19 protein-coding genes are annotated in these 25,161 nt (G+C 70.8%); 10 read left to right on the top strand and 9 right to left on the bottom strand.

Going from position 1 to position 25,161, the window contains the following annotated elements:
* Positions 1-260: 260 nt before the first annotated feature.
* A complete protein-coding gene (locus ACIQM0_RS08240) occupies positions 261-1,379 on the bottom strand; it encodes an ADP-ribosylglycohydrolase family protein (protein WP_401284570.1) in 1,119 nt (372 codons plus the stop codon).
* A gap of 90 nt (positions 1,380-1,469) precedes the next feature.
* On the opposite strand from ACIQM0_RS08240, the gene ACIQM0_RS08235 reads away from it, so the two are divergent.
* Positions 1,470-1,754, top strand: coding sequence for a DUF6343 family protein (locus ACIQM0_RS08235; RefSeq protein ID WP_401284568.1), 285 nt, complete (start codon positions 1,470-1,472; stop codon positions 1,752-1,754).
* Positions 1,755-1,821: 67 nt separating this feature from the next.
* Here ACIQM0_RS08235 and ACIQM0_RS08230 read toward each other — a convergent pair whose 3' ends face one another.
* The 3 genes from ACIQM0_RS08230 to ACIQM0_RS08220 form a co-directional block, all read right to left on the bottom strand.
* Entirely contained in the window at positions 1,822-2,190 is a 369-nt protein-coding gene (locus ACIQM0_RS08230; protein ID WP_362953781.1) for a tetratricopeptide repeat protein, read from the bottom strand.
* A gap of 88 nt (positions 2,191-2,278) precedes the next feature.
* Positions 2,279-2,881, bottom strand: coding sequence for a dephospho-CoA kinase (coaE, locus tag ACIQM0_RS08225; protein ID WP_401284565.1), 603 nt, complete (start codon positions 2,879-2,881; stop codon positions 2,279-2,281).
* A gap of 66 nt (positions 2,882-2,947) precedes the next feature.
* Positions 2,948-3,886: a PAC2 family protein gene (locus ACIQM0_RS08220; protein ID WP_363068403.1), complete on the bottom strand. Its 939-nt coding sequence runs from the start codon at positions 3,884-3,886 to the stop codon at positions 2,948-2,950.
* A gap of 369 nt (positions 3,887-4,255) precedes the next feature.
* On the opposite strand from ACIQM0_RS08220, the gene ACIQM0_RS08215 reads away from it, so the two are divergent.
* The gene (locus ACIQM0_RS08215) at positions 4,256-5,218 is read left to right on the top strand and encodes a right-handed parallel beta-helix repeat-containing protein (protein ID WP_401284562.1); all 963 of its coding nucleotides are present in this window, start codon (positions 4,256-4,258) and stop codon (positions 5,216-5,218) included.
* Between the two features lie 106 nt (positions 5,219-5,324).
* Here ACIQM0_RS08215 and rpsA read toward each other — a convergent pair whose 3' ends face one another.
* Complete coding sequence (gene rpsA, locus ACIQM0_RS08210) at positions 5,325-6,848, bottom strand: 30S ribosomal protein S1 (RefSeq protein ID WP_363021459.1); 1,524 nt, start codon at positions 6,846-6,848, stop codon at positions 5,325-5,327.
* 398 nt (positions 6,849-7,246) lie between these two features.
* Between rpsA and ACIQM0_RS08205 the strand changes: the two genes are divergently transcribed.
* Together ACIQM0_RS08205 and hrpB are read left to right on the top strand one after the other, a co-directional pair.
* Entirely contained in the window at positions 7,247-8,059 is an 813-nt protein-coding gene (locus ACIQM0_RS08205) for a class I SAM-dependent methyltransferase (protein ID WP_401284559.1), read from the top strand.
* Between the two features lie 49 nt (positions 8,060-8,108).
* Positions 8,109-10,619, top strand: a complete 2,511-nt coding sequence (gene hrpB, locus ACIQM0_RS08200; protein WP_401284557.1) for an ATP-dependent helicase HrpB — start codon at positions 8,109-8,111, stop codon at positions 10,617-10,619.
* Here hrpB and ACIQM0_RS08195 read toward each other — a convergent pair.
* The 3 genes from ACIQM0_RS08195 to ACIQM0_RS08185 all read right to left on the bottom strand — a co-directional run bounded on the left by ACIQM0_RS08195 (position 10,606) and on the right by ACIQM0_RS08185 (position 13,660).
* Positions 10,606-11,613 carry a DUF3068 domain-containing protein gene (locus tag ACIQM0_RS08195; RefSeq protein ID WP_401284555.1) on the bottom strand — a complete coding sequence of 336 codons (1,008 nt, stop codon included), beginning with the start codon at positions 11,611-11,613 and terminating at the stop codon, positions 10,606-10,608. The genes hrpB and ACIQM0_RS08195 overlap by 14 nt on opposite strands.
* Before the next feature lie 74 nt (positions 11,614-11,687).
* Positions 11,688-11,825 (bottom strand): SPW_0924 family protein, encoded by a 138-nt coding sequence (locus ACIQM0_RS08190; protein WP_123469382.1) that lies wholly within the window; start codon positions 11,823-11,825, stop codon positions 11,688-11,690.
* A gap of 137 nt (positions 11,826-11,962) precedes the next feature.
* Positions 11,963-13,660, bottom strand: coding sequence for a lytic murein transglycosylase (locus tag ACIQM0_RS08185; RefSeq protein ID WP_401284552.1), 1,698 nt, complete (start codon positions 13,658-13,660; stop codon positions 11,963-11,965).
* 185 nt (positions 13,661-13,845) lie between these two features.
* Between ACIQM0_RS08185 and ACIQM0_RS08180 the strand changes: the two genes are divergently transcribed.
* On the top strand, positions 13,846-14,718 hold the full coding sequence (locus ACIQM0_RS08180; RefSeq protein WP_401284550.1) for a DUF4184 family protein: 873 nt from the start codon (positions 13,846-13,848) through the stop codon (positions 14,716-14,718).
* 24 nt (positions 14,719-14,742) lie between these two features.
* On the opposite strand, the gene polA is transcribed toward ACIQM0_RS08180, so the two are convergent.
* On the bottom strand, positions 14,743-17,454 hold the full coding sequence (gene polA / locus ACIQM0_RS08175; RefSeq protein ID WP_401284547.1) for a DNA polymerase I: 2,712 nt from the start codon (positions 17,452-17,454) through the stop codon (positions 14,743-14,745).
* Between the two features lie 158 nt (positions 17,455-17,612).
* Between polA and ACIQM0_RS08170 the strand changes: the two genes are divergently transcribed.
* The 5 genes from ACIQM0_RS08170 (at position 17,613) to ACIQM0_RS08150 (ending at position 25,161) form a co-directional block, all read left to right on the top strand.
* A complete protein-coding gene (locus ACIQM0_RS08170) occupies positions 17,613-19,904 on the top strand; it encodes an FdhF/YdeP family oxidoreductase (protein ID WP_401284546.1) in 2,292 nt (763 codons plus the stop codon).
* Between the two features lie 97 nt (positions 19,905-20,001).
* Complete coding sequence (locus ACIQM0_RS08165) at positions 20,002-20,472, top strand: hotdog fold thioesterase (RefSeq protein ID WP_362953760.1); 471 nt, start codon at positions 20,002-20,004, stop codon at positions 20,470-20,472.
* A 644-nt stretch (positions 20,473-21,116) separates the two neighbouring features.
* Positions 21,117-22,328 (top strand): branched-chain amino acid ABC transporter substrate-binding protein, encoded by a 1,212-nt coding sequence (locus ACIQM0_RS08160; RefSeq protein WP_401285100.1) that lies wholly within the window; start codon positions 21,117-21,119, stop codon positions 22,326-22,328.
* Between the two features lie 101 nt (positions 22,329-22,429).
* A complete protein-coding gene (locus ACIQM0_RS08155; RefSeq protein WP_124283810.1) occupies positions 22,430-23,359 on the top strand; it encodes a branched-chain amino acid ABC transporter permease in 930 nt (309 codons plus the stop codon).
* A 5-nt stretch (positions 23,360-23,364) separates the two neighbouring features.
* Positions 23,365-25,161 carry a branched-chain amino acid ABC transporter permease gene (locus ACIQM0_RS08150; RefSeq protein WP_401284543.1) on the top strand — a complete coding sequence of 599 codons (1,797 nt, stop codon included), beginning with the start codon at positions 23,365-23,367 and terminating at the stop codon, positions 25,159-25,161.

Below are 25,161 nucleotides of genomic sequence, written 5' to 3'. Positions count from 1 at the left end.
AGGGTGAGCAGCCGCTACCCCGCGGGCCGACACCGGCGCTCAGACGGGCCAGCTCAAGCGCCAAAGGGCCGGCTCAGACGCTCAGTCTCACGTCCGCGTCCCTCACACCGAGCGGCGTGCGACCAGGGCGGCGCTGAGGTGCTGAGGTCGGCGGGGCGGGCCGGGGAGAGGCCCGGTCAGCCGGTCGATGCGGCGGATGCGGCAGCCGACGCGCCCTGCGCGCCAAGCTGCTGACCGGCTGACCCGCGCCTCGGCCCGGATCAGCACCCCGGGTAGCGGCCGGCCGGCCACTCGACCGTGTGCTCGAACTCCAGGGAGAGGTCGTCGGCCAACTCGGCGATCACCGCCCGCCCTTCCGTGCGCACCAGCCAGGCCGGCGGGAGGTGTACGTCACCGTGGTGGGCGCCGAGCAGGTTTCCGCAGACGGCCCCGGTGGAGTCGCTGTCGCCGGAGTGGTTGACGGAGAGCAGCAGGGCCTCGTCCACCTGACCTGCGCCCGGCAGGACCAGTGCGCAGTACACGGCGATGGCGAGCGCCTCCTCGGCCACCCAGCCCGCGCCGAGCGACTCCACCTTCTCCGCGCTCGGGGCGCCCTGGGCGGCCAGCTCGTAGGCCGCCCGGAGCGCGGCGGTCGTCTCCTCGTGCCCGGGGTGGCGGGCCAGCAGCTCCATGGCCCGCAGCACGGACCCGGACAGGGAGTCGCCGTCCAGGAGGTGGGTGACGATCGCCGCGAGCGCGCCGGCCGCGTAGGCGCCGGTGAGGTGACCGTGGGTGATCTGCGCGCAGCGGGCGGCCAGCCCGAAGCCGGCCTCCGCGTGCGGGCCGGTCAGACCGAAGGGGGCGGAGCGCATCACCGTGCCGCATCCCTTGGAGCCGGTGTTGACCGGGCCGGGCTCGCCGAGCGGGGCCCTCGGGTCGGGGGTGTACCCGGCCGCGAGCCCGGTCAGGCAGGCGTTGCCGGGGGCCCGCCGCGCGTACAGCCAGGGCTGCTGCCTGAGCCAGCCGGTGCGGACGATGTCGTCCCCTTCGGGGGCGGGCGGCGCGGGGTGGTTCTGGGTGTCGAGCCAGCGCAGATAGGCGTGCCTGACGACGGCGGTCTCGGCGCCGCCGATTCCCCTGGCCATGGCCCGGGAGTGGGCTCTGATCAGCCCCTCGGCCGTGAAGAGCGTCATCTGGGTGTCGTCGGTGACGCGCCCGACCGCCCCGTCCTCGTCGGCCGTGAGGCCGCGTACGCCCCGCTCTCCGTGGGCCCGCCGAATGCCCGCGAGCGACAGGAACTCCACCGGATTGCCCAGCGCGTCCCCGATCGCCCCGCCCAGCAGGCACCCCCGGACCCGGGCCCTTCGGACGGAGTCGTTCCCCCATGCCGTGCCACTCATCGCCGCCGCCCCCATCCTCTCGTGTCGGTCCGCGTCTCTCGCCGGTCCGCCGCGTTCCGCCGTCGCGGGTCCATGCTGGTAGGAGAGGCGATGGCTATGCGTACCGGTAGTGAACCGACGACTGCACGCAGTTCTCTGCGACTGCGGCTCTGGCTGAGTGTATGGGGCCTGGCCTGGGCCGTCCTCGGCCTGACGGCATTCGCTCTGACCGGCCGCCCGGGGTGGGCGGCCGCCTGCGGTGTGCTGCTCGTCCTGGTGCTGGTGGATCTGGCCGTGATCGTCCACCGCATCCACCAGGGCCCGCGCTACCAGCCGGGCCGCACCGTCCCGCCGCACGGAGCGGACCACGGGCAACGGCGGTGGTCCGGGGACTGACCGCGGGCCCGACGACGCGGACGGGCCAGGGGCATGACGGGCACGGAGGTCACCCCCCGGCAGCCGCTCAGCCCTCCGTGTCGAAGCGGGCGGCCCTCAGGTACTCCGGGTTGGGGTCGAGCGCCGCCGCCAGCCTGAAGTGGCGGGTCGCCCGCTCCGGATGGCCGGCCCGCTCGAAGGTCCGGGCCAGCGCGAAGTGCGCGAAGGCGTTGTCCGGCTCCCGTTCCAGGACGAGTTCGAATTCGAGCTCGGCGGGGCGCAGTTGGGCGGCCGCGAAGAAGGCACGGGCGCGCAGCAGCCGGGCGGCGGTGTTCTCCGGGTGGGAGGCGATCACCGAGTCGAGCAGCTTCACGGCACCCCGGGGATCACGCGCGGCCAGCAGTTGCTCGGCCGCGCGGAAGTCTATGACGTGGGTTTCCGGGTTCCTCTCGGGCACAGTCGCATCCTTCCCTCGGCCACCTCGGCGTGAACGTCGCTCCGGGGTCCGGTATTCCGGTCCGGGCGGCGCCGCACCGGCTCCGGGGTCAGCCGGCCGCGGCCCGCCGCTCCAGCTCCGACCAGAGCTCACGGACCTGCGGTGCCAGCGCCTCGACCGGTCCGTCGTTGTCGATGACCAGGTCGGCGACGGCGAGCCGCTCCTCGCGGGTGGCCTGCGCGGCCATCCGGGCACGGGCGTCCGGCTCCGTCATCCCGCGCAGTCGCACGAGGCGGTCGAGCTGGGTCCCGGGCGCGGCGTCGACGACGACGACGAGGTCGTACAGGGGTGCGAGGCCGTTCTCGGTGAGGAGGGGAACGTCGTGGACGACCACGGAGCCGGGGCTCGCGGCCCGTTCCAGCTCGGCGGAGCGGGCACCGACCAGCGGGTGGACGATCGCGTTGAGGACGGCGAGCCGTTCGGCGTCGGAGAAGACGATCGAGCCGAGCTTCGGCCGGTCCAGGGTGCCGTCCGGGCCCAGGATCCCGGTGCCGAACGCCTCGACGAGCGCGTCGAGCCCGGGGGTGCCGGGCTCGACGACCTCACGTGCGATCCGGTCGGCGTCGACGAGGACGGCTCCGTGGCCGACGAGCAGCCGTGACACTTCGCTCTTGCCGGCGCCGATTCCACCGGTCAGGCCCACTTTCAGCATGGGCGGCAGCCTAATACCAGGGCTGCGGGGCCCGACAGGCGGAATCGGCGGTCGTCGTGCCGGAGGTCAGCTGTCGCCTTCCCGTTCGGCCAGGAAGCGCTCGAATTCGAGGCCGATCTCGTCGGCGGACGGCAGGTCCACCGGTTCGGCGACCAGGTTGCCCCGGGTCTCGGAGCCCGCCACCGCGTCGTACTGGTGCTCAAGGCCCTCGACCAGCGAGACGAGTTCCTCGTCGCCCTGCCCGATCTGGCGGTCGATCTCCGTCTGGGTGCGGTGTGCCTCGGTGCGCAGGGCGTGGGCGATGGCCGGCAGGACCAGTCCGGTCGCCGCCGTGATCGACTCCAGGGCGGTGAGCGCGGCGTCGGGGTAGGCGGAGCGGGCGACGTAGTGCGGCACATGGGCGGCGACACCGAGTACGTCGTGTCCGGCCTCCATCAGCCGGTACTCGACGAGAGCTTCGGCGGAGCCGGGCACCTGCGCCTCGTCGAACGGGCTGCGGTGTCCCGGCATGAGGTCGGTGCGGTTGCCGTGCGGGGTGACGCCGACCGGGCGGGTGTGCGGGACTCCCATCGGAATGCCGTGGAAGTTGACCGCGAGACGCACGCCGAGGCGCTCGACGATCTGCTCGACGGCGGCGGCGAACCTCTCCCACTCCACGTCCGGTTCCGGCCCGGACAGCAGCAGGAACGGGGCCCCGGTCGCGTCCTGGACCACCCGGACGTCCAGCGTCGGGGTCTCGTACGCCGTCCAGCGGTCGCGCCGGAAGGTCAGCAGGGGACGCCGTGCGCGGTAGTCGACGAGGCGGTCGTGGTCGAAGCGCGCCACCACCTGGTGCGGCAGCGATTCGAGCAGACCGTCGACGATCTGCTCACCGGTCTCACCCGCGTCGATGTACCCCTCGAAGTGGTAGAGCATGACCAGGCCGGCCGACTCCTGGGCAAGCGCCATGTCGACGACAGCCAGGCCCTTCGGCTCCCATTCGTACAAACTCTGCGGATCAGCCACGGTTACCGCTCCTCCTTGTGTTCCTGAAGAAGAACGCCCCGAGGGGCACGGGCATTCCCGGCCGCACCCCTCCACGAGCTGTTTACCCAGGTAGCCGCGGGCACAGTGCCGCGAGGCAGTGACGTTCAGATTAATGAACACCGCGCCGTGAACGCCGAGTTCACGGCAAGGACGTGTCACGAGCCGTCAGTTACTCGTGCGTCCCACGCCCTTCCCCATCCCCTCGCGCGTCCCCCTCACCCGCAATGGTCCAGACCTTGACACGGCGTCACTCCGTCTCTACGTTCACGGTCAGCAAGTTCAGAAACTCGCCCCACGTTCACGTACGAGAACCCTGGATCTTGAATCCTTCGACGGGAAGGCACCCCCATGCGCACCCGCACACCGCTCCCCGCCCTGCTGTCCACCGCACTGGCCACCGGCGGCCTGATCCTCGCCTCGGCCGCCACCGCCGGAGCGGCGACCGTCATCGAGGTGAGCACCGCGGCCCAGCTCAAGTCGGCCCTCACCGCGGCCGGCCCCGGCGACACGATCCATCTCGCGGACGGCACGTACACCGGCAACTTCAAGGCGACCGTCCCCGGCACCGCCTCCGCACGCATCACGCTGACCGGCTCCGCCGGGGCGGTCCTCACGGCCGGCGGCGGCTACGGACTGCACCTCAACGGCGCCTCGTACTGGACCGTGCGGGGCATCACCGTCTCCGGCGGCCAGAAGGGCATCATGGCCGACAGCGCCAACGGTGTCGTCATCGACTCGGTGACCGTGCACGACCTCGACATGGAGGGCGTCCACTTCCGCAAGTCCAGCAGCGACGGCGTCATCAAGAACTCACGGATCTACGACACCGGGCACGACGGCCGAGGCATGGGCGAGGGCGTCTACGTCGGCACGGCGGGCGATCTCTCCGACACCAGCGACCGGGTGCAGATCCTGGACAACACGATCGGCCCGGACGTCGGCGGCGAGAACGTCGACATCAAGGAGGGCACCACGGGTACGCGGATCGTCGGCAACACCTTCGACGGCAGCGGGCTGACCGGGGCCAACTACGACGACTCCTGGGTCGACGTGAAGGGCAACGACGTACTGGTCGAGGGCAACCACGGCTCCCGTACGACCAACAACGGCTACGAGACGCACACCCAGCAGAGCGGCTGGGGCTGCGGGACCGTCTTCCGCGGCAACACCTCGGACCTGTCCGGCTCGAAGGGCGACAAACAGCTCGCGTTCAACATCACCAACTACAGCACGAGTTGCGCCACCACGGTCCGCGGCAGCAACACGGTGACCGGCGGCAAGGGCCTGACCAACATCTCCGTCACCCCGTAAGCCGCCTCCGCGCGCCCGTCGCGGACATGAGTGAGGCCCGCCCCCCGAAGGGAGCGGGCCTCACTTTCATCTACTGCAGCCGATGACCGGCCGGAGGGTCAGAGCGTCAGCTCTGGCCGCCCGCCAGCTTCTCGCGCAGGGCAGCCAGGGCCTCGTCCGACGCCAGGGCGCCGGAGTTGTCCGCGGACTCCGAGGAGTACGAACCGCCACCGCCGCCGCCACCGCTGCCGCTGGAGGCAGCCGGAGCGCTGCCGGCCGGGGCGGCAGCGCCCTCGGCAGCAGCGGCCTCGTCGGCCTCGCGGGACTTGATGACCTGGGCCTGGTGCTGCTCGAAGCGCGTCTGCGCCTCGGCGTACTGGGTCTCCCAGACCTCGCGCTGAGCCTCGAAGCCCTCGAGCCAGTCGTTGGTCTCGGGGTCGAAGCCCTCGGGGTAGATGTAGTTGCCCTGGTCGTCGTACGACGCGGCCATGCCGTACAGCGTCGGGTCGAACTCGACCGAGGCCGGGTCGCCACCGAAGGACTCGTTGGCCTGCTTCAGCGAGAGGCTGATGCGACGGCGCTCGAGGTCGATGTCGATGACCTTGACGAAGATCTCGTCGTTGACCTGGACGACCTGCTCCGGGATCTCCACGTGGCGCTCGGCCAGCTCGGAGATGTGGACCAGGCCCTCGATGCCCTCGTCGACGCGCACGAACGCACCGAACGGAACGAGCTTGGTGACCTTACCGGGAACAACCTGCCCGATCTGGTGCGTCCGGGCGAACTGCTGCCACGGGTCTTCCTGCGTCGCCTTGAGCGACAGGGAGACACGCTCGCGGTCCATGTCCACGTCGAGAACCTCGACGGTGACCTCCTGGCCGACCTCGACAACCTCGGAGGGGTGGTCGATGTGCTTCCAGGACAGCTCGGAGACGTGCACGAGACCGTCGACGCCACCCAGGTCCACGAAGGCACCGAAGTTGACGATCGAGGAGACGACGCCGGAGCGGACCTGACCCTTCTGGAGGGTCGTGAGGAACGTCTGGCGAACCTCGGACTGGGTCTGCTCGAGCCAGGCACGGCGGGACAGGACCACGTTGTTGCGGTTCTTGTCCAGCTCGATGATCTTGGCCTCGAGCTCCTTGCCCACGTAAGGCTGGAGGTCGCGGACGCGGCGCATCTCGACGAGCGACGCCGGCAGGAAGCCCCGGAGGCCGATGTCGAGGATGAGACCACCCTTGACGACCTCGATGACGGTACCGGTGACGATGCCGTCTTCTTCCTTGATCTTCTCGATGGTGCCCCAGGCACGCTCGTACTGAGCGCGCTTCTTCGAGAGGATCAGGCGGCCTTCCTTGTCCTCCTTCTGGAGAACCAGGGCCTCGATCTCGTCGCCGACCTTGACGACCTCGTTCGGGTCGACGTCGTGCTTGATCGAGAGCTCGCGGCTCGGGATGACACCTTCGGTCTTGTAACCGATGTCGAGGAGAACCTCGTCGCGGTCAACCTTGACGATGACGCCATCAACGATGTCGCCGTCGTTGAAGTACTTGATCGTCTCGTCGATCGCCGCGAGGAACGCGTCCGCGTCGCCGATGTCGTTGACCGCAACCTGCGGAGTGGTGGCGGTGGTCTCGGTGCTGCTCGTCATGTGGGAAAGGGCTCCGGTACGGACAGTGAGTCGAAGTTACTGCTACGCCGTGAGCCCGTATCGCCTCTGCAGAAGCCGGACAGCCTGGGAAGCGCCCGATCCCGCGAACGGGAGGCGCCTCGTGAACCGAGGGGACATACAACAGATGCGAGCGCGGCCTGCTAGGTCTGAGGCGCGCAGGCTCGCAGCGCAACTTGTAGCATACGGGGGCAGCAGGGCACGGTCAATGCGCGAAGGCGCACACCGGGGGCGGAACGCCCTATACCCGGCACAACTCGTGTTCACCGAGGCCACATCGGCCCCGCTGATGTCCCGGACACACGGGTTCCGTACTCACAGATGCCCCTTGGTACGTACCGCGTATCACGGGGTGAAGGCAAACTACAGCGACGGGCACGATGAGCCAAGAGATCCACCCGGCAGAACCCGAGGCGACACGCCGCACCGCGGACGAGGCCGAGAGCAGCCGGGCCAGCCGCGGCTGGTGGGACCGCAACGCCGACGAGTACCAGACCGAGCACGGGACCTTCCTCGGCGACGACAGGTTCGTCTGGGGCCCGGAGGGCATCGACGAGATGGAGGCCGGGCTGCTGGGCCCGCTCGACGACCTGGAGGGTCTGGACGTCCTGGAGATCGGGGCGGGCGCGGCGCAGTGCTCGCGCTGGCTGGCCGCCCAGGGCGCCCGCCCGGTCGCCCTCGACCTCTCGCACCGCCAGCTCCAGCACGCGCTGCGGATCGGCGACGGCATCCCCCTGGTCCAGGCCGACGCCGGGGTGCTGCCCTTCCGCGACGGCAGCTTCGACCTGGCCTGCTCCGCCTACGGCGCGGTGCCGTTCGTCGCGGACCCGGTCCAGGTGTTCCGCGAGGTGCACCGGGTGCTGCGCCCCGGCGGCCGCTGGATCTTCTCCGTCACGCATCCGGTCCGCTGGGCGTTCCCCGACGAACCGGGGCCGGAGGGCCTGTCCGTCGCCGCCTCCTACTTCGACCGCACCCCCTATGTCGAGCAGAACGAGAACGGCGACGCGGTGTACGTCGAGCACCACCGGACGCTGGGTGACCGGGTACGGGACGTGGTGGCGGGCGGATTCCGCCTGGTCGACCTGGTGGAGCCGGAGTGGCCCGCCTGGAACAGCCAGGAGTGGGGCGGCTGGTCGCCGCTGCGCGGCAGGCTGATCCCGGGAACCGCGATCTTCGTCTGCGTTCGGGACTGAGGCACCGGCCGGTGCCGGACGCGGCGGCGGTCCGTACGAGACTGGGGGCGTGATCCGCACCGAGGCCCTGGACCGACTGCCCGTCCGCACCGCCGTTCCCGCCCTGCGGCGGGCCCTCGACGACCGCGGCGTCGCCGTGCTGTGCGCACCCCCCGGCACCGGCAAGACCACCCTCGTCCCCCTGGTCCTGGCCGGGCTGACCGGCGACGGACCGCCCCGCCGGGTGGTGGTCGCGGAACCCCGGCGGATCGCGGCCCGCGCGGCCGCGCGGCGGATGGCCTGGCTGCTCGGGGAGCGGGCCGGCGAGCGGGTCGGGTTCACCGTGCGCGGGGAGCGGGTGGTGGGGCCGGACACCGTGGTGGAGGTGGTCACCACCGGGGTGCTGCTCCAGCGGCTCCAGCGCGACCAGGAGCTGTCCGGAATCGATGCGGTGATCATCGACGAGTGCCACGAGCGCCATCTGGACGCGGACACGGTGGCCGCGTTCCTCCTCGACGTACGGGCGGCGATCCGGCCCGATCTGCGGCTGGTCGCCGCGTCGGCGACGACGGACGCGCAGGGCTGGGCGCGGCTGCTCGGCGACGCACCGGTGGTCGAGGCGCAGGGCGTCTCGTACCCGGTGGAGGTCGTGTGGGCGCCGCCGGTCCGGCCGGTGAAGCCGCCGCACGGGATGCGGGTCGATCCCGCGCTGCTGACCCATGTCGCCGCCGTGGTGCGGCGGGCGCTGGCCGAGCGGGACGGCGACGTGCTGTGCTTCCTGCCCGGGGTCGGCGAGATCGGCCGGGTGGCGGGGCAGTTGTCGGGCGTCGCCGCCGAGGTGCTCCAGGTGCACGGGCGGGCCCCCGCCGCGGTGCAGGACGCGGTGCTGGCCGGTTCGTCACAGGGGCGGCGGGTGGTACTGGCGACCTCGGTGGCGGAGTCGTCGCTGACCGTGCCGGGGGTGCGGACCGTCGTCGACTCGGGGCTGGCCAGGGAACCGCGCACCGATCACGCCCGCGGCCTGAGCGCGCTGACGACGGTACGGGCCTCGCAGGCGTCGGGCCGCCAGCGGGCGGGCCGGGCCGGCCGCGAGGCGCCCGGGACGGTCTACCGCTGCTGGGAGCAGGCGGAGGACGGGCGGCTCGCACGGTTCCCCTCCCCCGAGATCAAGGTGGCCGACCTGGCCGCGTTCGCCCTCCAGGCGGCCTGCTGGGGCGATCCGGAGGCCACCGGACTCGCGCTGCTCGACGCTCCCCCGGCCGGTGCGATGGCCGCCGCCCACGAGGTGCTGACGGCCGTCGGCGCGGTGGGCCCGGACGGGCGGGTGACCGAGCGGGGCGTAAGGATGTCGCGGCTGGGACTGCATCCCCGGCTGGCCAGGGCACTGCTGGACGGGGCGGTCTCGGTCGGCGGGCGCCGGGCCGCGGAGGTGGTGGCGCTGCTGAGCGAGGAACCGCCCAGGGAGTACGGGGACGACCTGGCGGCCGCGCTGCGCACCGCGCGCCAGGGCAAGGACTCCTACGCGGCCCGCTGGCGCCAGGAGGTGCGGCGGCTGTCCTCCGCGTCCAAGGGCACAACAGGCGGCGGTGACCGATCCGCCGGCCCGGACGATGCCGCCGTCGGCCTGGTGGCGGCCCTGGCCTTCCCGGAGCGGGTGGCGCGGGCGAGGGGCGAGGGCGCGTTCCTGATGGCGTCCGGCACGGGGGCGGAGCTGCGGGACGGCTCACGGCTGCGCAGTGCGGCGTGGCTGGCGGTCGCGGTCGCGGACCGTCCGGCCCAGTCGGCGTCCGCGCGGGTCCGGCTCGCCGCGGTGATCGACGAGGACACGGCGCGGCAGGCCGCCGGGCATCTGCGCTTCGCGGGCGAGGAGGTCCGCTGGGACGGCAACGACGTGGTGGCCCGCCGGGTGGAGCGCCTCGGCGCCATCGAGCTGGCGGCGCGCCCGCTGAAGCAGCCGGACCCCGCCCTGGTCCGCGAGGCCCTGGTGGAGGGCCTGCGGCGGGAGGGGCTCGGCCTGCTGCGCTGGACCCGGGACACCGGACAGCTCCGGGAGCGGCTGGCGTTCCTGCACCGGGAGCTGGGCGAGCCCTGGCCGGACGTGTCGGACGAGGCGCTGCTGAGCCGTACCGGGGAGTGGCTGGAGCCCGAGCTGTCGCGGGCCCGGCGCCGCTCCGCGCTCGCCGGGATCGACGCCGGACAGGCGCTGCGCCGGCTCCTGCCGTGGGCGACCGGTGAGGGGGCCCGGCTGGACGAGCTGGCCCCGGAACGGATCGAGGTGCCGAGCGGTTCCCGGATCAGGGTGGAGTACGGCGGGGCGCAGCCGGTGCTCGCGGTGAAGCTCCAGGAGCTGTTCGGCCTCCAGGAGACCCCGCGGGTGGCCGGGGTTCCGGTCCTGGTGCATCTGCTCTCCCCGGCCGGCCGCCCGGCGGCGGTGACAGCCGATCTCGCGTCGTTCTGGCGGGAGGGCTACAAGGCGGTGCGCGCGGAGCTGCGCGGCCGCTATCCGAAGCACCCGTGGCCCGAGGACCCGACGACGGTGGAGGCGACCCGGTTCACGAAGGCCCGGCTCAAGCGGGAGTAGGTTCCGGGTCGGGGACGGGTTCCGGCGCGGTGTGCGGCCTCGGTGTGCCCGGCCGCCGGGAGCGGGCCTCCAGCCAGAGCGAGAGGGCCAGGAGCGCGGCGCCGAGGAAGAGGAAGCCCCAGGGCAGGTACGAGGTCAGCAGCAGGACCAGCACGCGCTGGGACTTGACCTGGTCGACGATCGAGGCGATGTAGTCCTCGCGCATCTTCACGTGCCCGGCGAACACGGTGACGGTGTCCTTGGGCATCCCCATCGCCTTCGCGTTCCGCATCTCCTCCCGGTGGATCTCCTCGCCGTTGACCGGCGCCCCGGTGACGGGGTCGACCCAGAACATCCGCTTGGTGGTGTACCAGCGGGTCATTCCGGTCTTGGCGATCTGCTCCGGGGTGATCCCCTCGATGGGCATCGTCTTCGGCATGGGGACCTTGGTCCACGGGACGGTCTGCTCGAAGTAGTAGACCTTCAGGCCACGGAAGGTCTGGGTGCCCTTGTAGTGGATCGGTGAGCTGGTGCGGGTCTGGGCGTCGAAGTACTCGTAGTCGCGCTTCTCGGTGAGGAAGGGCCACTTGAACTCGATGCCCTCGCGGCTGACCTGGTCGCCGTCGACCATTTCACCGGTGGCGTGGACCGGGGCCTGGCTGTGCGCGTCGAAGATGTAGCGCTCGGGGATCTTGGAGACCATCTTGCCGTCCGGGCCCTGGACGTAGGAGAGGGTGTCCCAGACGACGACGTCGCGGCCGGCGCTGCGTTCGATCTTCTCCGACTCCTCCACGTTGCCCTTGAGGGTCTGCACGATGGTGAGTTTGTCGACCTTCTTGGCCGTGAGGGTGTTGTAGTCGAGCAGGGTCGCGGGCTTCGCCTCCAGCACCGTCTCCTGGTACTGGTTCGGTGGGATCTTCGCCAGCCGCGGGAAGGCGTACCAGCGCAGCAGTGGCGAGAGCGCGGCGAAGAAGACGGCGAAGGCCAGGAGTACGAGGCTGGCTCGGCGGCGCATGGGGTGTCCTCCCTCTGCATTCCGTGGTGCGGACGGCATAGTGCGGTGCGGACGGCGTTGTGCGGTGCGGACGGCTAGTTCTTGGGGCCCGGGACGGTGGTCAGCAGGGGTTTGGGCGAGGTCTCGCCGGGTGGTGCGCCCACCGCGCTGATGGTGAGCACGAGGGCGAGGGCGGCGGCCAGTCCGATGGCGGCGGCGACGAGGGCACGCATGCTCGGCCTCCCGGAAGCGTGTAACTGATGGGTCGTCAGGGCTGGGGCACCGTAGCAACCGGGGCGCGAGATGAGAACACGTAGAACAGCCCCTTGGCCGGGTGTCGGCAAAGGGGCTGTTCCGGGGCGCTGTTCGGTCAGGCAGCGGCCTCGACCGTGAGCTCGATGACGACGGTGGCGCCGCCCTCGGTGGTGAGGCGCAGCTTGTACGTGCCCGCCGTGTCGTCGGCGTGGATCTCCGGGAGGACGAGCTTGCCGTCGGCGTCGGTGCTCAGGTCCGTGAGGGTGCGGACCGGCTTGCCGGCCTTGTCCTTGAAGTACGGGCCCTTGTCGTTCTCGACCGGCTTCTCGTCGTCGGTGATCATGGTGGCGGTGACGGCGACGCCGTGGGCGGCCGCGTCCTTGTACGTCGCCTTGACCTCGACGTCGGCGAAGGTGGCGCCGGCCTTGGCGGTCAGCTTGGTGGTGCCGGTCCTGTCGATCGCGTCGGCCTGCCGGGCGGTGACCGTCGCGGAGTAGGTGACGGCGGGCAGCGAGGTGCCGGTGGCCGTCGCGCGCACGGTGAACTTGCCCGTCTTCTCGCCCGCCTTCAGCAGCGGCGCGGTGGCCGTGCCGTCGGCGCCGGTGTCCAGGGTGACACTGCGGAAGCCGTGGTCGAACGCGGCATCCGTGTCACCGACGATGGTGAAGGTCACCGACGCCTTGGCGAACGGGCCGCCGAAGCCGTTGTGCGCCCGTACCTTGATCCGCTCGGCGAAGGCGTCGCCCGCGGTGGCGGTCAGGGTGCCGCTGCCCGCGTTCCGCAGCCCGGCGAGGGTCTGGGACGGCGTGGGGTCGGGAGTCGGCGGCGGGTACGACGGCTTGCCGGCCGGGCCGCCCGGATCCGTCGGGGTGGGGCTCGGCTTCGACGGGGGCTTCGGGGACGGCGAACCGTGCGGGGAGGGCGAGGGCGAAGGTGACGGCGAGGTCGACGGGGACGGTGACGTGGTGGAGCCGGTGCTGCCCTGGCCCGTACCGCTGCCGAGGTCGGCCGGGAGGACGCCGCTGCCGTCCGGGACCTCGTGGGTGCCGCGCTTGTAGTACTCGAACCAGGAGCGGACGGTACGCAGGTACTCGTCCGAGTGGTTGTAGCTCAGGACCGCCCGGTCCAGGTCCGCGGCGAGCGACAGGTCGCGGGAGCCGGCGCAGAGGTAGCGTCCGGCGGCGAGCGCCGCGTCGTAGATGTTGTTGGGGTCCTTGCGGCCGTCGCCGTTGCCGTCCTGGCCCCAGGTCTCCCAGGTGGACGGGATGAACTGCATCGGGCCGACCGCGCGGTCGTGCGTCGAGTCCCCGTCGTAGGCACCGTTGTCGGTGTCCTTGATCAGGGCAAAGCCCTGGCCGTTGAGGGCCGGGCCGAGGATCGGGGAGAGCGTGGTGCCCTGCGCGTCGACGCGTCCGCCGCGGGCCTGGCCGGACTCGACCTTGCCGATCGCGGCGAGGAGCTGCCACGGCAGCCGGCAGGCGGCGTCCGTGCCCGCGACGGTCTGCTGCGTCTTCTTGTACGCCGCCAGGATCGACGCCGGTATGCCCGATTCCGCACTGCCCGTCACCGGCAGATCGACGGAGGTACCGGGCTTGTTGGGCGTGTTCAGCGGCGGCAGGTCCGTGAAGTAGGGCGAGTTGCCGGAGGCCGCGCTGTCGTCCGAGGACGCCGCGCCCGCGGCCGGCTGGTCGCCCTCGGCCGCGACCAGGGGCGAACCGGGGGCCTGCGAGGCGGAAAGTGCCGCGACAGCGGCGGCGGCCACAGCAGTGGTGGTCGCCCCTCTGCGCAGTCGGCGACCGAATTGCGCTGCCATAACGTGTGGCCCTCCCCGTCGTCGGCTGTCCGCGCTCCCCTGCGCCTGGACTCAGGCGACCCTACGGCAACTTGTGCCGCCCGAACACAGCGGCCTTACCGCTTCTCACCGGTTTCTCACGTTCCGGATCACAGGGTGTACAGCGGGCGGCGCTTCGGTGACGGCAGCTCACACATACTTTCACCATGCCGTTCACCCTCAGCCATGCCGCAGCCGTCCTGCCGGGGCTCCAGCGCGACGGAACGGGGCGCGGCCCCCTGGTCGCCTCGGCCCTCGTCGCCGGTTCGTTCGCCCCCGACATCACATACTTCGCGGACACCGCCATTCCCGGCGCCATGGAGTTCGGGCGGGTCACTCATGCGGTGTGGGGCGTGTTCACGGTGGATGTCCTCATCACGGCGGCGACCGTCGCGCTGTGGCTGCTGCTGCGCGAACCGCTGGTGGCACTGCTGCCGCGGAACCGCCAGGGGCGGGTGTACGCGCTGGTGCGGGGAGCCCGCCGGGCGCCGGGGCGGGGGCCGCGGGATGTCCGGGACGGTGCCTGGTTCGTGGCGTCGGCGGTCATCGGGGCCGGTACGCATGTCGTCTGGGACGCGTTCACCCACCACGGCCGGTGGGGGGTGCGGCTGGTGCCGGTGCTCGGCCGGGACGTGGGCGGATACCCGGTGTTCCAGCTGGTGCAGTACGGCACTTCGGCCTTTGCGCTGACCGTGCTCACCTGGTTCACCGTGTCCGCGCTGCGGCGCACCGGTGAACGGCCGGCCCCGGCGTCCGTAACGGTGCTCGGCCGCCGGGCGCGGTGGTACGCGGTCGGCGGCATCGGCCTGTGCGTGCTGCTGGGCGTCGTTCACCGGTGCGTTCGCTGGTACGCGTACTTCGGGCACATCGACACACCGCTCGACATCATCCCCACCGCGTGCTTCGGCGCGGGCGCCGGACTGGCGGTGGGGCTGGTGCTGTACGGGGTGTGGATGCGGCTCCCGGGCCGCGGCGGCACCGGCACGCCGTCGCCCTCAGCCGCCGGAAGCGCCCGGAACGCGGGCCCGTCCGGCGGCTGAGGGCAATACACCTGACCCTGCCTGTCAGTGCGCGGCGGACTCCCAGTCCCTGCCCACGCCCACCGACACGTCCAGCGGCGCGCGCAGCCGCACCGCCGTCGACATCTCGTGGCGCAGGATGCGCTCCACCTGCTCGCGCTCCCCCGCGGCGATCTCCAGCACGATTTCGTCGTGCACCTGGAGCAGCATCCGCGACTCCAGCTTCGCCTCCGTGAGGGCCCGGTCGACGTGGAGCATCGCGACCTTGACGATGTCCGCCGCCGTGCCCTGGATCGGTGCGTTGAGCGCCATCCGCTCGGCCGTCTCCCGGCGCTGGCGGTTGTCGCTGTTCAGGTCCGGCAGGTAGCGGCGGCGGCCGAAGACCGTCTCCGTGTAGCCGGTGGCACGGGCCTCCTCCACCACCCGGTGCAGATAGTCACGGACCCCGCCGAACCGCTCGAAGTAGGTGTCCATCAGACCGCGGGCCTCGCCCGCCTCGATGTTCAGCTGCTGGGAGAGGCCGAACGCGGAGAGGCCGTAGGCCAGCCCGTAGCTCATGGCCTTGATCTTGCGCCGCATCTCCGGGTCGACCGCGGACTTCTCGACGCCGAACACCTGCGAGGCGACGGTGGTGTGCAGGTCCTCGCCGGAGGTGAACGCCTCGATCAGGCCCGCGTCCTCGGAGAGGTGGGCCATCACCCGCAGTTCGATCTGGCTGTAGTCCGCCGTCATCAGCGACTCGAAGCCCTCGCCGACGACGAACCCGCGACGGATCGCCCGGCCCTCGTCCGTGCGGACGGGGATGTTCTGCAGGTTGGGGTCGGTCGAGGAGAGCCGGCCCGTCGCCGCCACCGTCTGGTTGAACGTGGTGTGGATGCGGCCGTCCGCCGCGATCGTCTTGACCAGGCCCTCGACCGTCACCCGGAGCTTCGCCTGCTCGCGGTGGCGCAGCATGATGACCGGCAGCTCGTGCTCGGTCTGTGCGGCCAGCCACGCCAGGGCGTCGGCATCCGTGGTGAAACCGGTCTTCGTCTTCTTCGTCTTCGGCAGGCCCAGCTCACCGAACAGCACTTCCTGGAGCTGCTTGGGCGAACCGAGGTTGAACTCCCGGCCCACCGCGGCGTGCGCCTCCTTCACCGCCTGCTGCACGGCGCCCGCGAACTGCTCCTCCATGCCCTCCAGATGGGACCGGTCGGCCGCGATGCCGTGCCGCTCCAGGCGGGCCAGCAGGATGGACGTCGGCAGCTCCATGTCGTGGAGCAGTTCGGCGGCGCCGACCTCCTTGAGCCGCGTCGTGAACGCTTCCCCGAGATCCAGGACCGCGCGGGCCTGCGTCATCAGGGCGTCGGCCTCCGCCTGGTCGTCCGCGCCGAAGGCCAGCTGCCCGTCGGAGGAGGCGGCCGGGGCCAGCTCCCGCCCCAGGTACTCCACGGCCAGCGCGTCCAGCGCGAAGGAACGCCGGCCGGGCTTGACCAGGTAGGCGGCGAGCGCGGTGTCCATCGAGACGCCGTCGATCCGCCAGCCGTGCTCCGGGAAGACCCGCATGGCGCTCTTCGCGTTGTGCATGACCTTCGGCCGGCCGGCATCCGCGATCCAGGCCGCGAACGCCTGCTCGTCGGCCTCGTCGAGCTGCGCGGGGTCGAACCAGGCGGCGGCCCCGCCGGCCGCGGCGAGCGCGATCTCGGTGACCGTGCCGCTGCCGAGCGCCCAGGTGTCGACCGTGGCGACGCCGAGCGGCTGCCCGCCGTGCTCGGCCAGCCACGGGGCGACCTCGCCCGCGCCCAGCACCGAACCGTCCAGCTCGATGCCCGCGGCGGGTGCCGGGGCCTCGTCCTCGACGGCGCCCGGGTCCACGGCCAGCAGCCGCTCGCGCAGGCTCGGGTTGCGGATCTCCAGGACATCCAGGACCCCGGTGACCGCCGTGCGGTCGTAAGGAGCACGCTCCAGGTCGGCCGGGGTCTTCGGCAGCGCCACGTCACGGACCATCTCGGTCAGCCGCCGGTTCAGCCGCACCGCGTCCAGGTGGTCTCGGAAATTCTGCCCGGCCTTGCCCTTGACCTCCTCGGCCCGCGCCACCAGGTCGTCGAACGAACCGAACTGGTTGATCCACTTCGCGGCCGTCTTCTCGCCGACGCCGGGAATGCCCGGAAGATTGTCCGACGGGTCACCGCGCAGCGCCGCGAAGTCCGGGTACTGCCGCGGGGTGAGCCCGTACTTCTCCTCGACCTTCGCCGGGGTGAAGCGCGTCAGCTCCGAGACACCCTTCGTCGGGTACAGCACCGTGACGTTGTCCGTGATCAGCTGGAACGAGTCCCGGTCGCCGGTGACGATCAGCACTTCAAAACCGGCCGCCTCCGCCTGGGTGGCCAGCGTGGCGATCACGTCGTCCGCCTCGAAACCGTCGACCGCGAACCGGTCGGCGTGCATCGCGTCGAGCAGCTCCCCGATCAGCTCGACCTGCCCCTTGAACTCGTCCGGGGTCTTCGACCGGTTCGCCTTGTACTCGGGGAACTCCTCCGAGCGCCAGGTCTTGCGGGACACGTCGAACGCCACCGCGAAATGCGTCGGGGCCTCGTCACGCAACGTGTTCGCCAGCATGGACGCGAAGCCGTACACGGCGTTCGTCGGCTGCCCCGCCCCGGTCGTGAAATTCTCCGCAGGCAGCGCAAAGAACGCCCGGTACGCCAGGGAGTGCCCGTCCATCAGGAGCAGGCGCGGTCGGTTGTCTGCCGTCTTCTTCGATGCCGTCTCAGCCACGCCCCCGATCCTGCCACGTACCACTGACAATCCCGGACCGGCGGCGGCCCGAGGCCGCTCGCCGGGCCGCCGCACGGCGCCGCGTGCCAGGATCGGAGGACCAGGAAACACGCACAGCGGACCCCGCCCGGTCCGCAGCCGGCTCAAAGGGGAACACGATGGCCACGAAGCCGCCCGCAGGTGACCCGGTCCAGGACGCACCGCAGGTCGAACCGGCCCCGCACTCCGCCGCCGGGCTGCCCGCCGTCGCCCACAGCCTGCGCATCGCCCAGCAGCAGATGGGGGTGCGCCGCACCGCGCAGACCCTCCTCAAGGTCAACCAGAAGAACGGCTTCGACTGCCCCGGCTGCGCCTGGCCCGAGGGCGACAAGCGGCACACGGCCGAATTCTGCGAGAACGGCGCCAAGGCCGTCGCCGAGGAGGCGACGCTGCGCCGCGTCACCCCGGACTTCTTCGCCGCCCACCCGGTCGCCGACCTGGCCACCCGCAGCGGCTACTGGCTCGGCCAGCAGGGCCGCATCACACAGCCCGTGTATCTGCCCGAGGGGGCCGACCGGTACCAGGCCGTGACCTGGGAGCGCGCCTTCGCGATCATCGCCGAGGAGCTCGGTGCGCTCGCCTCCCCCGACGAGGCCCTCTTCTACACCTCCGGGCGCACCAGCAACGAGGCCGCGTTCCTGCTCCAGCTGTTCGCCCGCGAATTCGGCACCAACAACCTCCCCGACTGCTCCAACATGTGCCACGAGTCCTCCGGCTCGGCGCTGACGGAGACCATCGGCGTCGGCAAGGGCTCCGTCTCCCTGGAGGACCTGCACCACGCCGACCTGATCATCGTCGCCGGACAGAACCCCGGCACCAACCACCCCCGGATGCTCTCCGCCCTGGAGAAGGCCAAGTCCGGCGGCGCGAAGATCATTTCGGTGAACCCGCTGCCAGAGGCCGGACTCGAACGGTTCAAGAACCCGCAGACCCCGCTCGGCATGATCAAGGGCGCGGCCCTCAACGACCTCTTCCTCCAGATCCGCATCGGCGGCGACCAGGCCCTCTTCCGGCTCCTCAACAAGCTGATCCTGGAGACCGAGGGCGCCGTCGACGAGACCTTCGTCGCCGAACACACCCACGGCTACGAGGCGTTCGCCGCGGCGGCCGCCGAAGCCGACTGGGACGAGACCCTCGCCGCCACCGGCCTCGACCGCTCCGCCATCGAAGAGGCCCTCGCGATGGTCCTCGCCTCGAAGCGCACCATCGTGTGCTGGGCCATGGGTCTCACCCAGCACAAGCACTCCGTGCCGACCATTCGCGAAGTCGTCAACTTCCTCCTGCTGCGCGGCAACATCGGCCGGACCGGCGCCGGCGTCTGCCCCGTACGCGGCCACTCCAACGTCCAGGGCGACCGCACCATGGGCATCTTCGAGCGGCCCGCGCCCGCGTTCCTCGACGCCCTCGACAAGGAGTTCGGCATCACCTCGCCGCGCCACCACGGCTACGACGTGGTCCGCTCCATCGAGGCACTGCGCGACGGCGACGCCAAGGTCTTCTTCGCCATGGGCGGCAACTTCGTCGCCGCCACCCCCGACACCGACGTCACCGAGGCCGCCATGCGCGGCGCCCGCCTCACCGTGCACGTCTCCACCAAGGTCAACCGCTCCCACGCCGTCACCGGCACCCGGGCCCTGATCCTGCCCACGCTGGGCCGCACCGACAAGGACGTCCAGGCCGGCGGCAAGCAGTTCGTCACCGTCGAGGACTCCATGAGCATGGTGCACGCCTCCCGCGGCAACCTCGCCCCCGCGAGCCCCCACCTGCTCTCCGAGCCCGCCATCGTCGCCCGCCTCGCCCGTGCCGTACTCGGACCCGGCTCCACCACCCCCTGGGAGGAGTTCGAGAAGGACTACGCGACGATCCGCGACCGCATCTCCCGCGTCGTCCCCGGCTTCGAGAACTTCAACGCGCGCGTCGCCCACCCCGGCGGGTTCGCCCTCCCGCACGGCCCCCGCGACTCCCGCCGCTTCCCCACCGCCACCGGCCGGGCCAACTTCACCGCGGCACCCGTCGAGTTCCCCGAACTCCCCGAAGGGCGGCTCCTGTTGCAGACGCTGCGCTCCCACGACCAGTACAACACCACCATCTACGGCCTCGACGACCGCTACCGCGGCATCAAGGGCGGCCGCCGCGTCGTCCTCGTCAACCCCGACGACGCCGCCGCCCTCGGCCTCGCCGACGGTGCCTACGCCGACCTGGTCAGCGAGTGGAAGGACGGAACGGAACGGCGCGCCCCCGGCTTCCGCGTCGTCCACTACCCCACCGCCCGGGGCTGCGCGGCCGCCTACTACCCCGAGACCAACGTCCTGGTCCCCCTCGGCTCCACCGCCGACACCAGCAACACCCCCGCCAGCAAGTCCGTGGTGATCCGCTTCGAGGACGCCGGCCGGCATCCCGGCCCGGCGTGATCCCGACGACAAAACCTAAGCGCCCGCTCAGCCGTCTGATATGAACAACGGACATCACACGCGTCAGCGCACCACCGCAGAGAGACGGAGCCGGACCATGGGCGAGCACACCGCACCCAAGTTCCCCCAGGAGATCATCGACGAGTACGCCGCGCTCGGCGTCGACCTGCCCGCCCTCTTCTCCGCCGGCCACCTCGGCGAGCGCATGGGCGTCCGGATCACCGAGGCCTCCGCGGACCGCGTCGTCGGCACCATGCCCGTCGAGGGCAACACCCAGCCCTACGGACTCCTGCACGGCGGCGCCTCCGCCGTCCTCGCCGAGACCCTCGGCTCCGTCGGCACCATGCTCCACGGCGGCCCCGCCAAGCTCGCCGTGGGCGTCGACCTGAACTGCACCCATCACCGAGGGGCACGGAGCGGCCTCGTCACCGGCGTCGCGACCCCCGTGCACCGCGGCCGCACCACCGCCACGTACGAGATCGTCATCACCGACGAACACGACAAGCGCGTCTGCACCGCCCGGCTCACCTGCCTCCTGCGTGACGCGCCCAAGGCCGAATCAGCCTGACCCCCGACACCCCCGCACCACCCCTGCCCGGCCGGACCGCAAACCGGCCGGGCATCGCCATATCCCCCACAACCACAGCCCCGCACACCGAACTTGCACATCCCCACCGGCCAATGCCCTTGACCACAAACCGCGTTCTGTGGCCCACTCGGCAGCCACGCCCCGCCCGCACGCCCGCCACCCCGCGTCGACCACGCCACCCCCGATGTAACACTGCGTAACATCCGCGCAATATTCACCCACCCCGACGCAACCCGGGGAACCCGGCCCCGCAGGCGCCGGGCACTTTCGCGCGCACTCACGCGCCCTCCCACGCCCCATTGCGCGACAGCAGCAAGATCGCTTCAAGCCCCTTAGCAGAGCTGCGCGTTCTCAGGATGCGGTCACTTCGCCGTCCGGTAAAAAGCCGTACATGTCCACACAGCCACCTCAAGCCTTCCTCAAGGGCATAACAAGACAGTCACATCATTCGACTGACCCGTCCCCGACCCCCGCCCCTGCCCTTAGAGTCACCGCCAGTCACCGCGCCGCCGGGCGCGTCTGCGGCACGGCCCTGTACCTACCAGTACGGCCCGGCGAACGACACGGCACCTCAAGCAGAGGAGGCCGCGCCAGGGAAAGGACTTTTCGTGCGACACCGTTCTTTGCTCATCCTCACCACAGTGCTCACCACAGGAGCACTGACACTCACCGCCTGCGGGTCGCGCGACGACGACAAGAAGAGCAGCGACAGCGGCGGCAACCAGACCGTCGTCATCGGCGTCGACGCGCCCATCACCGGTGACCTGTCCGCCCTCGGCCTCGGCATCAAGAACTCCGCCGACCTCGCCGCCAAGACGGCGAACAAGGACAAGACGGTCCCCGGCATCAACTTCGTCGTCAAGCCCCTCGACGACCAGGCACAGCCCTCCGTCGGCCAGCAGAACGCCCAGAAGTTCATCGACGACGAGACCGTCCTCGGCGTCGTCGGCCCCCTGAACTCCGGCGTCTCCCAGTCGATGCAGAAGCCGCTCAACGACGCCAGCCTCACCCAGATCTCCCCCGCCAACACGGGCACCGAACTGACCCAGGGCGAGAACTGGAAGACCGGCGACAAGAAGCGCCCCTTCAAGACCTACTTCCGCACCGCCACCACGGACCAGATCCAGGGCGCCTTCGCGGCGAAGTACCTGTACAACAACGCGAAGATCAAGCAGGTCTACCTCATCGACGACCAGAAGCCCTACGGCGCCGGTCTCGCCGCCTCCTTCAAGGCGACCTTCACCGGCCTCGGCGGCAAGATCGTCGGCGCCGACCACGTCAACCCCGACGACCGCGACTTCAACGCCGTCGTCACCAAGGTCAAGAAGTCCGGCGCCAAGGCCGTCTACTACGGCGGTGAGTACCCCGCCGGCGCACCCCTGAGCCAGCAGCTCAAGGACAGCGTCAAGATCCCCCTCATGGGCGGCGACGGCATGTACAGCGCCGACTTCATCAAGCTCAACAAGAAGGCCCAGGGCGACATCGCCACCTCCGTCGGCAAGCCCGTCGAGGAGCTCGACTCCGCCAAGACCTTCATCGCGAACTACAAGACGGCCGGATACAAGGACGCCTACGAGGCCTACGGCGGCGGCACCTACGACGCCACCTGGTCCATCATCGAGGCCGTCAAGATCGCCGTCGCCGACAACGACGGCAAGCTCCCCGACGACGCCCGCGCCAAGGTCCTCGCCGCGATGAGCAAGGTCAAGTTCGACGGCGTCACCGGCCCCGTCTCGTTCGACGAGTTCGGCGACACCACCAACACCATGATGACCGCCTACCAGGTCAACGGCGGCAAGTGGACGTCCAAGCTCAGCGAGGCCTACAAGCCGTAACTAGCTCCCCGGTCACGCACTGACTGACACCAGACCGCGCGGGGGCGCCAAGAGCGCTCCCGCGCGGTGCCATATCCGAACCACTCCACGGAGGCCCTGCGGTGCACGAACTGCCGCAACAGCTGGCCAATGGACTCATCCTCGGCGCGATGTACGGACTCATCGCGATCGGTTACACGATGGTCTACGGAATCATCCAGCTCATCAACTTCGCCCATGGCGAGATCTTCATGATCGGAGGCTTCGGGGCCCTCACCGTCTACCTCTGGATGCCGGCCGGCACCAACCTCCTCGCAATCATCCCCCTCATGATCATCGGCGGCGTCATCTGCTCCGTCGCGATCAGCACAGCCGCCGAACGCTTCGCCTACCGGCCGCTGCGCAACGCACCGCGACTGGCCCCGCTCATCACGGCCATCGGACTCTCCCTGGCCCTCCAGCAGGCCATCTGGAAGTGGTACCCCGACGCCAAGAAGGACCGTTCCTTCCCCCAGTTCAAGGGCGAAGCGATCGACATCTTCGGCGCCCACATCCAACGCGGCGACATCTTCGTCCTCATCACCGCACCCGTCTGCATGATCGCCCTCGGCCTCTTCGTCTCCAAGACCCGCGCCGGCCGCGGCATGCAGGCCACCAGCCAGGACCCCGACACCGCGAAGCTCATGGGGATCAACACCGACCGCATCATCGTCATGGCCTTCGCCATCGGTGCCGCGTTCGCAGCCGTCGCCGCCGTCGCCTACGGGCTCAAGAACGGCCAGATCGGCTTCAAAATGGGCTTCATCATGGGGCTCAAGGCCTTCACCGCAGCCGTCCTCGGCGGAATCGGCAACATCTACGGCGCCATGCTCGGCGGCGTCGTACTCGGCATCGCCGAATCACTCGCCACCGGCTACATGAGCGACGTACCCGGCATGGAACTCTTCGGCGGCGGCGCCTGGAAGGACGTATGGGCCTTCGTCCTCCTCATCATCGTCCTGCTGCTCCGCCCCCAGGGCCTGCTCGGCGAACGCGTCGCGGATCGGGCGTGATACGGATGACCACGCACACCACCACGCCCCCCGCCACCGCGCTGATCCCGATGCCCGCCCCCGCGGCCCGCATCGCCACCACGGCAGGCGCGGCCGTCGCCCTCGTGGGCACCTTCCTCGCCTGGACCTGGACCGACCAGTTCCCCGGCGACCTCACCGTCACCGGCTACCCCGGCGGCCTCCAGGTCCTCACCCTCATCAGCGCCGCACTCACCCTGCTGCTCACCCTCTCCGGGTACGGCATCCGCGGCCTCGGCTGGCTCACCCCCGGCGGCACCAACAGCCCCGTCCGCCTCCTGGCGCTCGGCACCTTCGGCACCACCGCCTACGCCATCGGCGCCATCACCTACGACCTCGGCGGCGTCGTCAACCTCGAACCCGGCGCCTGGGTCAGCGGCATCGGCGCGCTCATCGCCGTCATCGCCGCCCACGGACTCCCCGCCGACCAGCCCCTCCCCGACACCGGGAACCCGGACGCCGGCTGGCAGCGCTTCCGCAACGGCCTCAGCGCACCGGCCGCCCGCCGCGCCGCGCCCCTCCCCGCCTGGGCCGAGATCCTCACCATCGCCATCGCCTTCGGCATCGGCCTCTACGTCTTCGCCTACGGCATCGACACCGACTACACCGAACTCTTCATCGGGTTCCTCATCACCGCCGCCTTCGCCTTCACCGCGCTGAACCGTGCCGGACTCATCTCCCGCATCACCGCGATGACCACGAAGCACCGCAACATCACCCTCACCGCGGCCCTCGTCGCAGCCGTCTGCTTCCCCTTCACCCAGCAGAAAGAGGAATACGCGCTCATCGGCGCCAACATCCTCATCTTCGCGACCGTCGCGCTCGGCCTCAACGTCGTCGTCGGCCTCGCCGGCCTCCTCGACCTCGGATACGTCGCCTTCCTCGGCGTCGGCGCCTACGCCGCCGCCCTGGTCTCCGGCTCGACCATGTCGGCCATCGGCGTCGAGTTCCCCTTCTGGGCCGCCGTCCTCACCGGCGCCGGGGCCTCACTCGTCTTCGGCGTACTCATCGGCGCACCAACCCTGCGACTACGCGGCGACTACCTCGCCATCGTCACGCTCGGCTTCGGTGAGATCTTCCGCCTCACCGTGAACAACCTCAACGGCAACAGCGGACCCGACCTCACCAACGGCTCCCAGGGCATCCCGAGCATCCCCGACCTCAACCTCTTCGGAATCGACTTCGGGCTCAAGCACGACATCGGCGGCTTCACCCTCGGCAGGTCGGCCAACTACTACCTGCTCATGCTCGTCTTCACCGCCGTCGTCGTCCTCGTCTTCCGCCGCTCCGGGGAATCCCGCATCGGCCGCGCCTGGGTCGCCATCCGCGAGGACGAGACCGCGGCCACCGCCATGGGCATCAACGCCTTCCGGCTCAAGCTGCTCGCCTTCGCCCTCGGCGCCACCCTCGCCGGACTCGCCGGAACCGTGCAGTCACACGTCAACTACACCGTGACGCCCGAGCAGTACCAGTTCGCCGGCTCCGTACCCCCGAACTCCGCCTTCCTCCTCGCCGCCGTCATCCTCGGCGGCATGGGAACCCTCAGCGGACCCCTGGTCGGCGCGGCACTGCTCTACCTCATCCCGGCCAAGCTCCAGTTCATGCAGGACTACCAGCTCTTCCTCTTCGGCGTCGCACTCATCCTCCTGATGCGCCTGCGCCCCGAAGGACTGGTCGCCGACCGCAGGAAGCAGCTCGAATTCCACGAGACCGACCAGCTCGACGTGCCGGAACCCCGGAAGCCGGACGACGTCGACGCCGGTATCGCCAAGGCGGGGGCGTGA

This window comes from Streptomyces sp. NPDC091387 (genome assembly GCF_044756945.1).
GTDB lineage: Bacteria > Actinomycetota > Actinomycetes > Streptomycetales > Streptomycetaceae > Streptomyces.
This window is presented reverse-complemented; position numbering and strand designations above follow the sequence as displayed.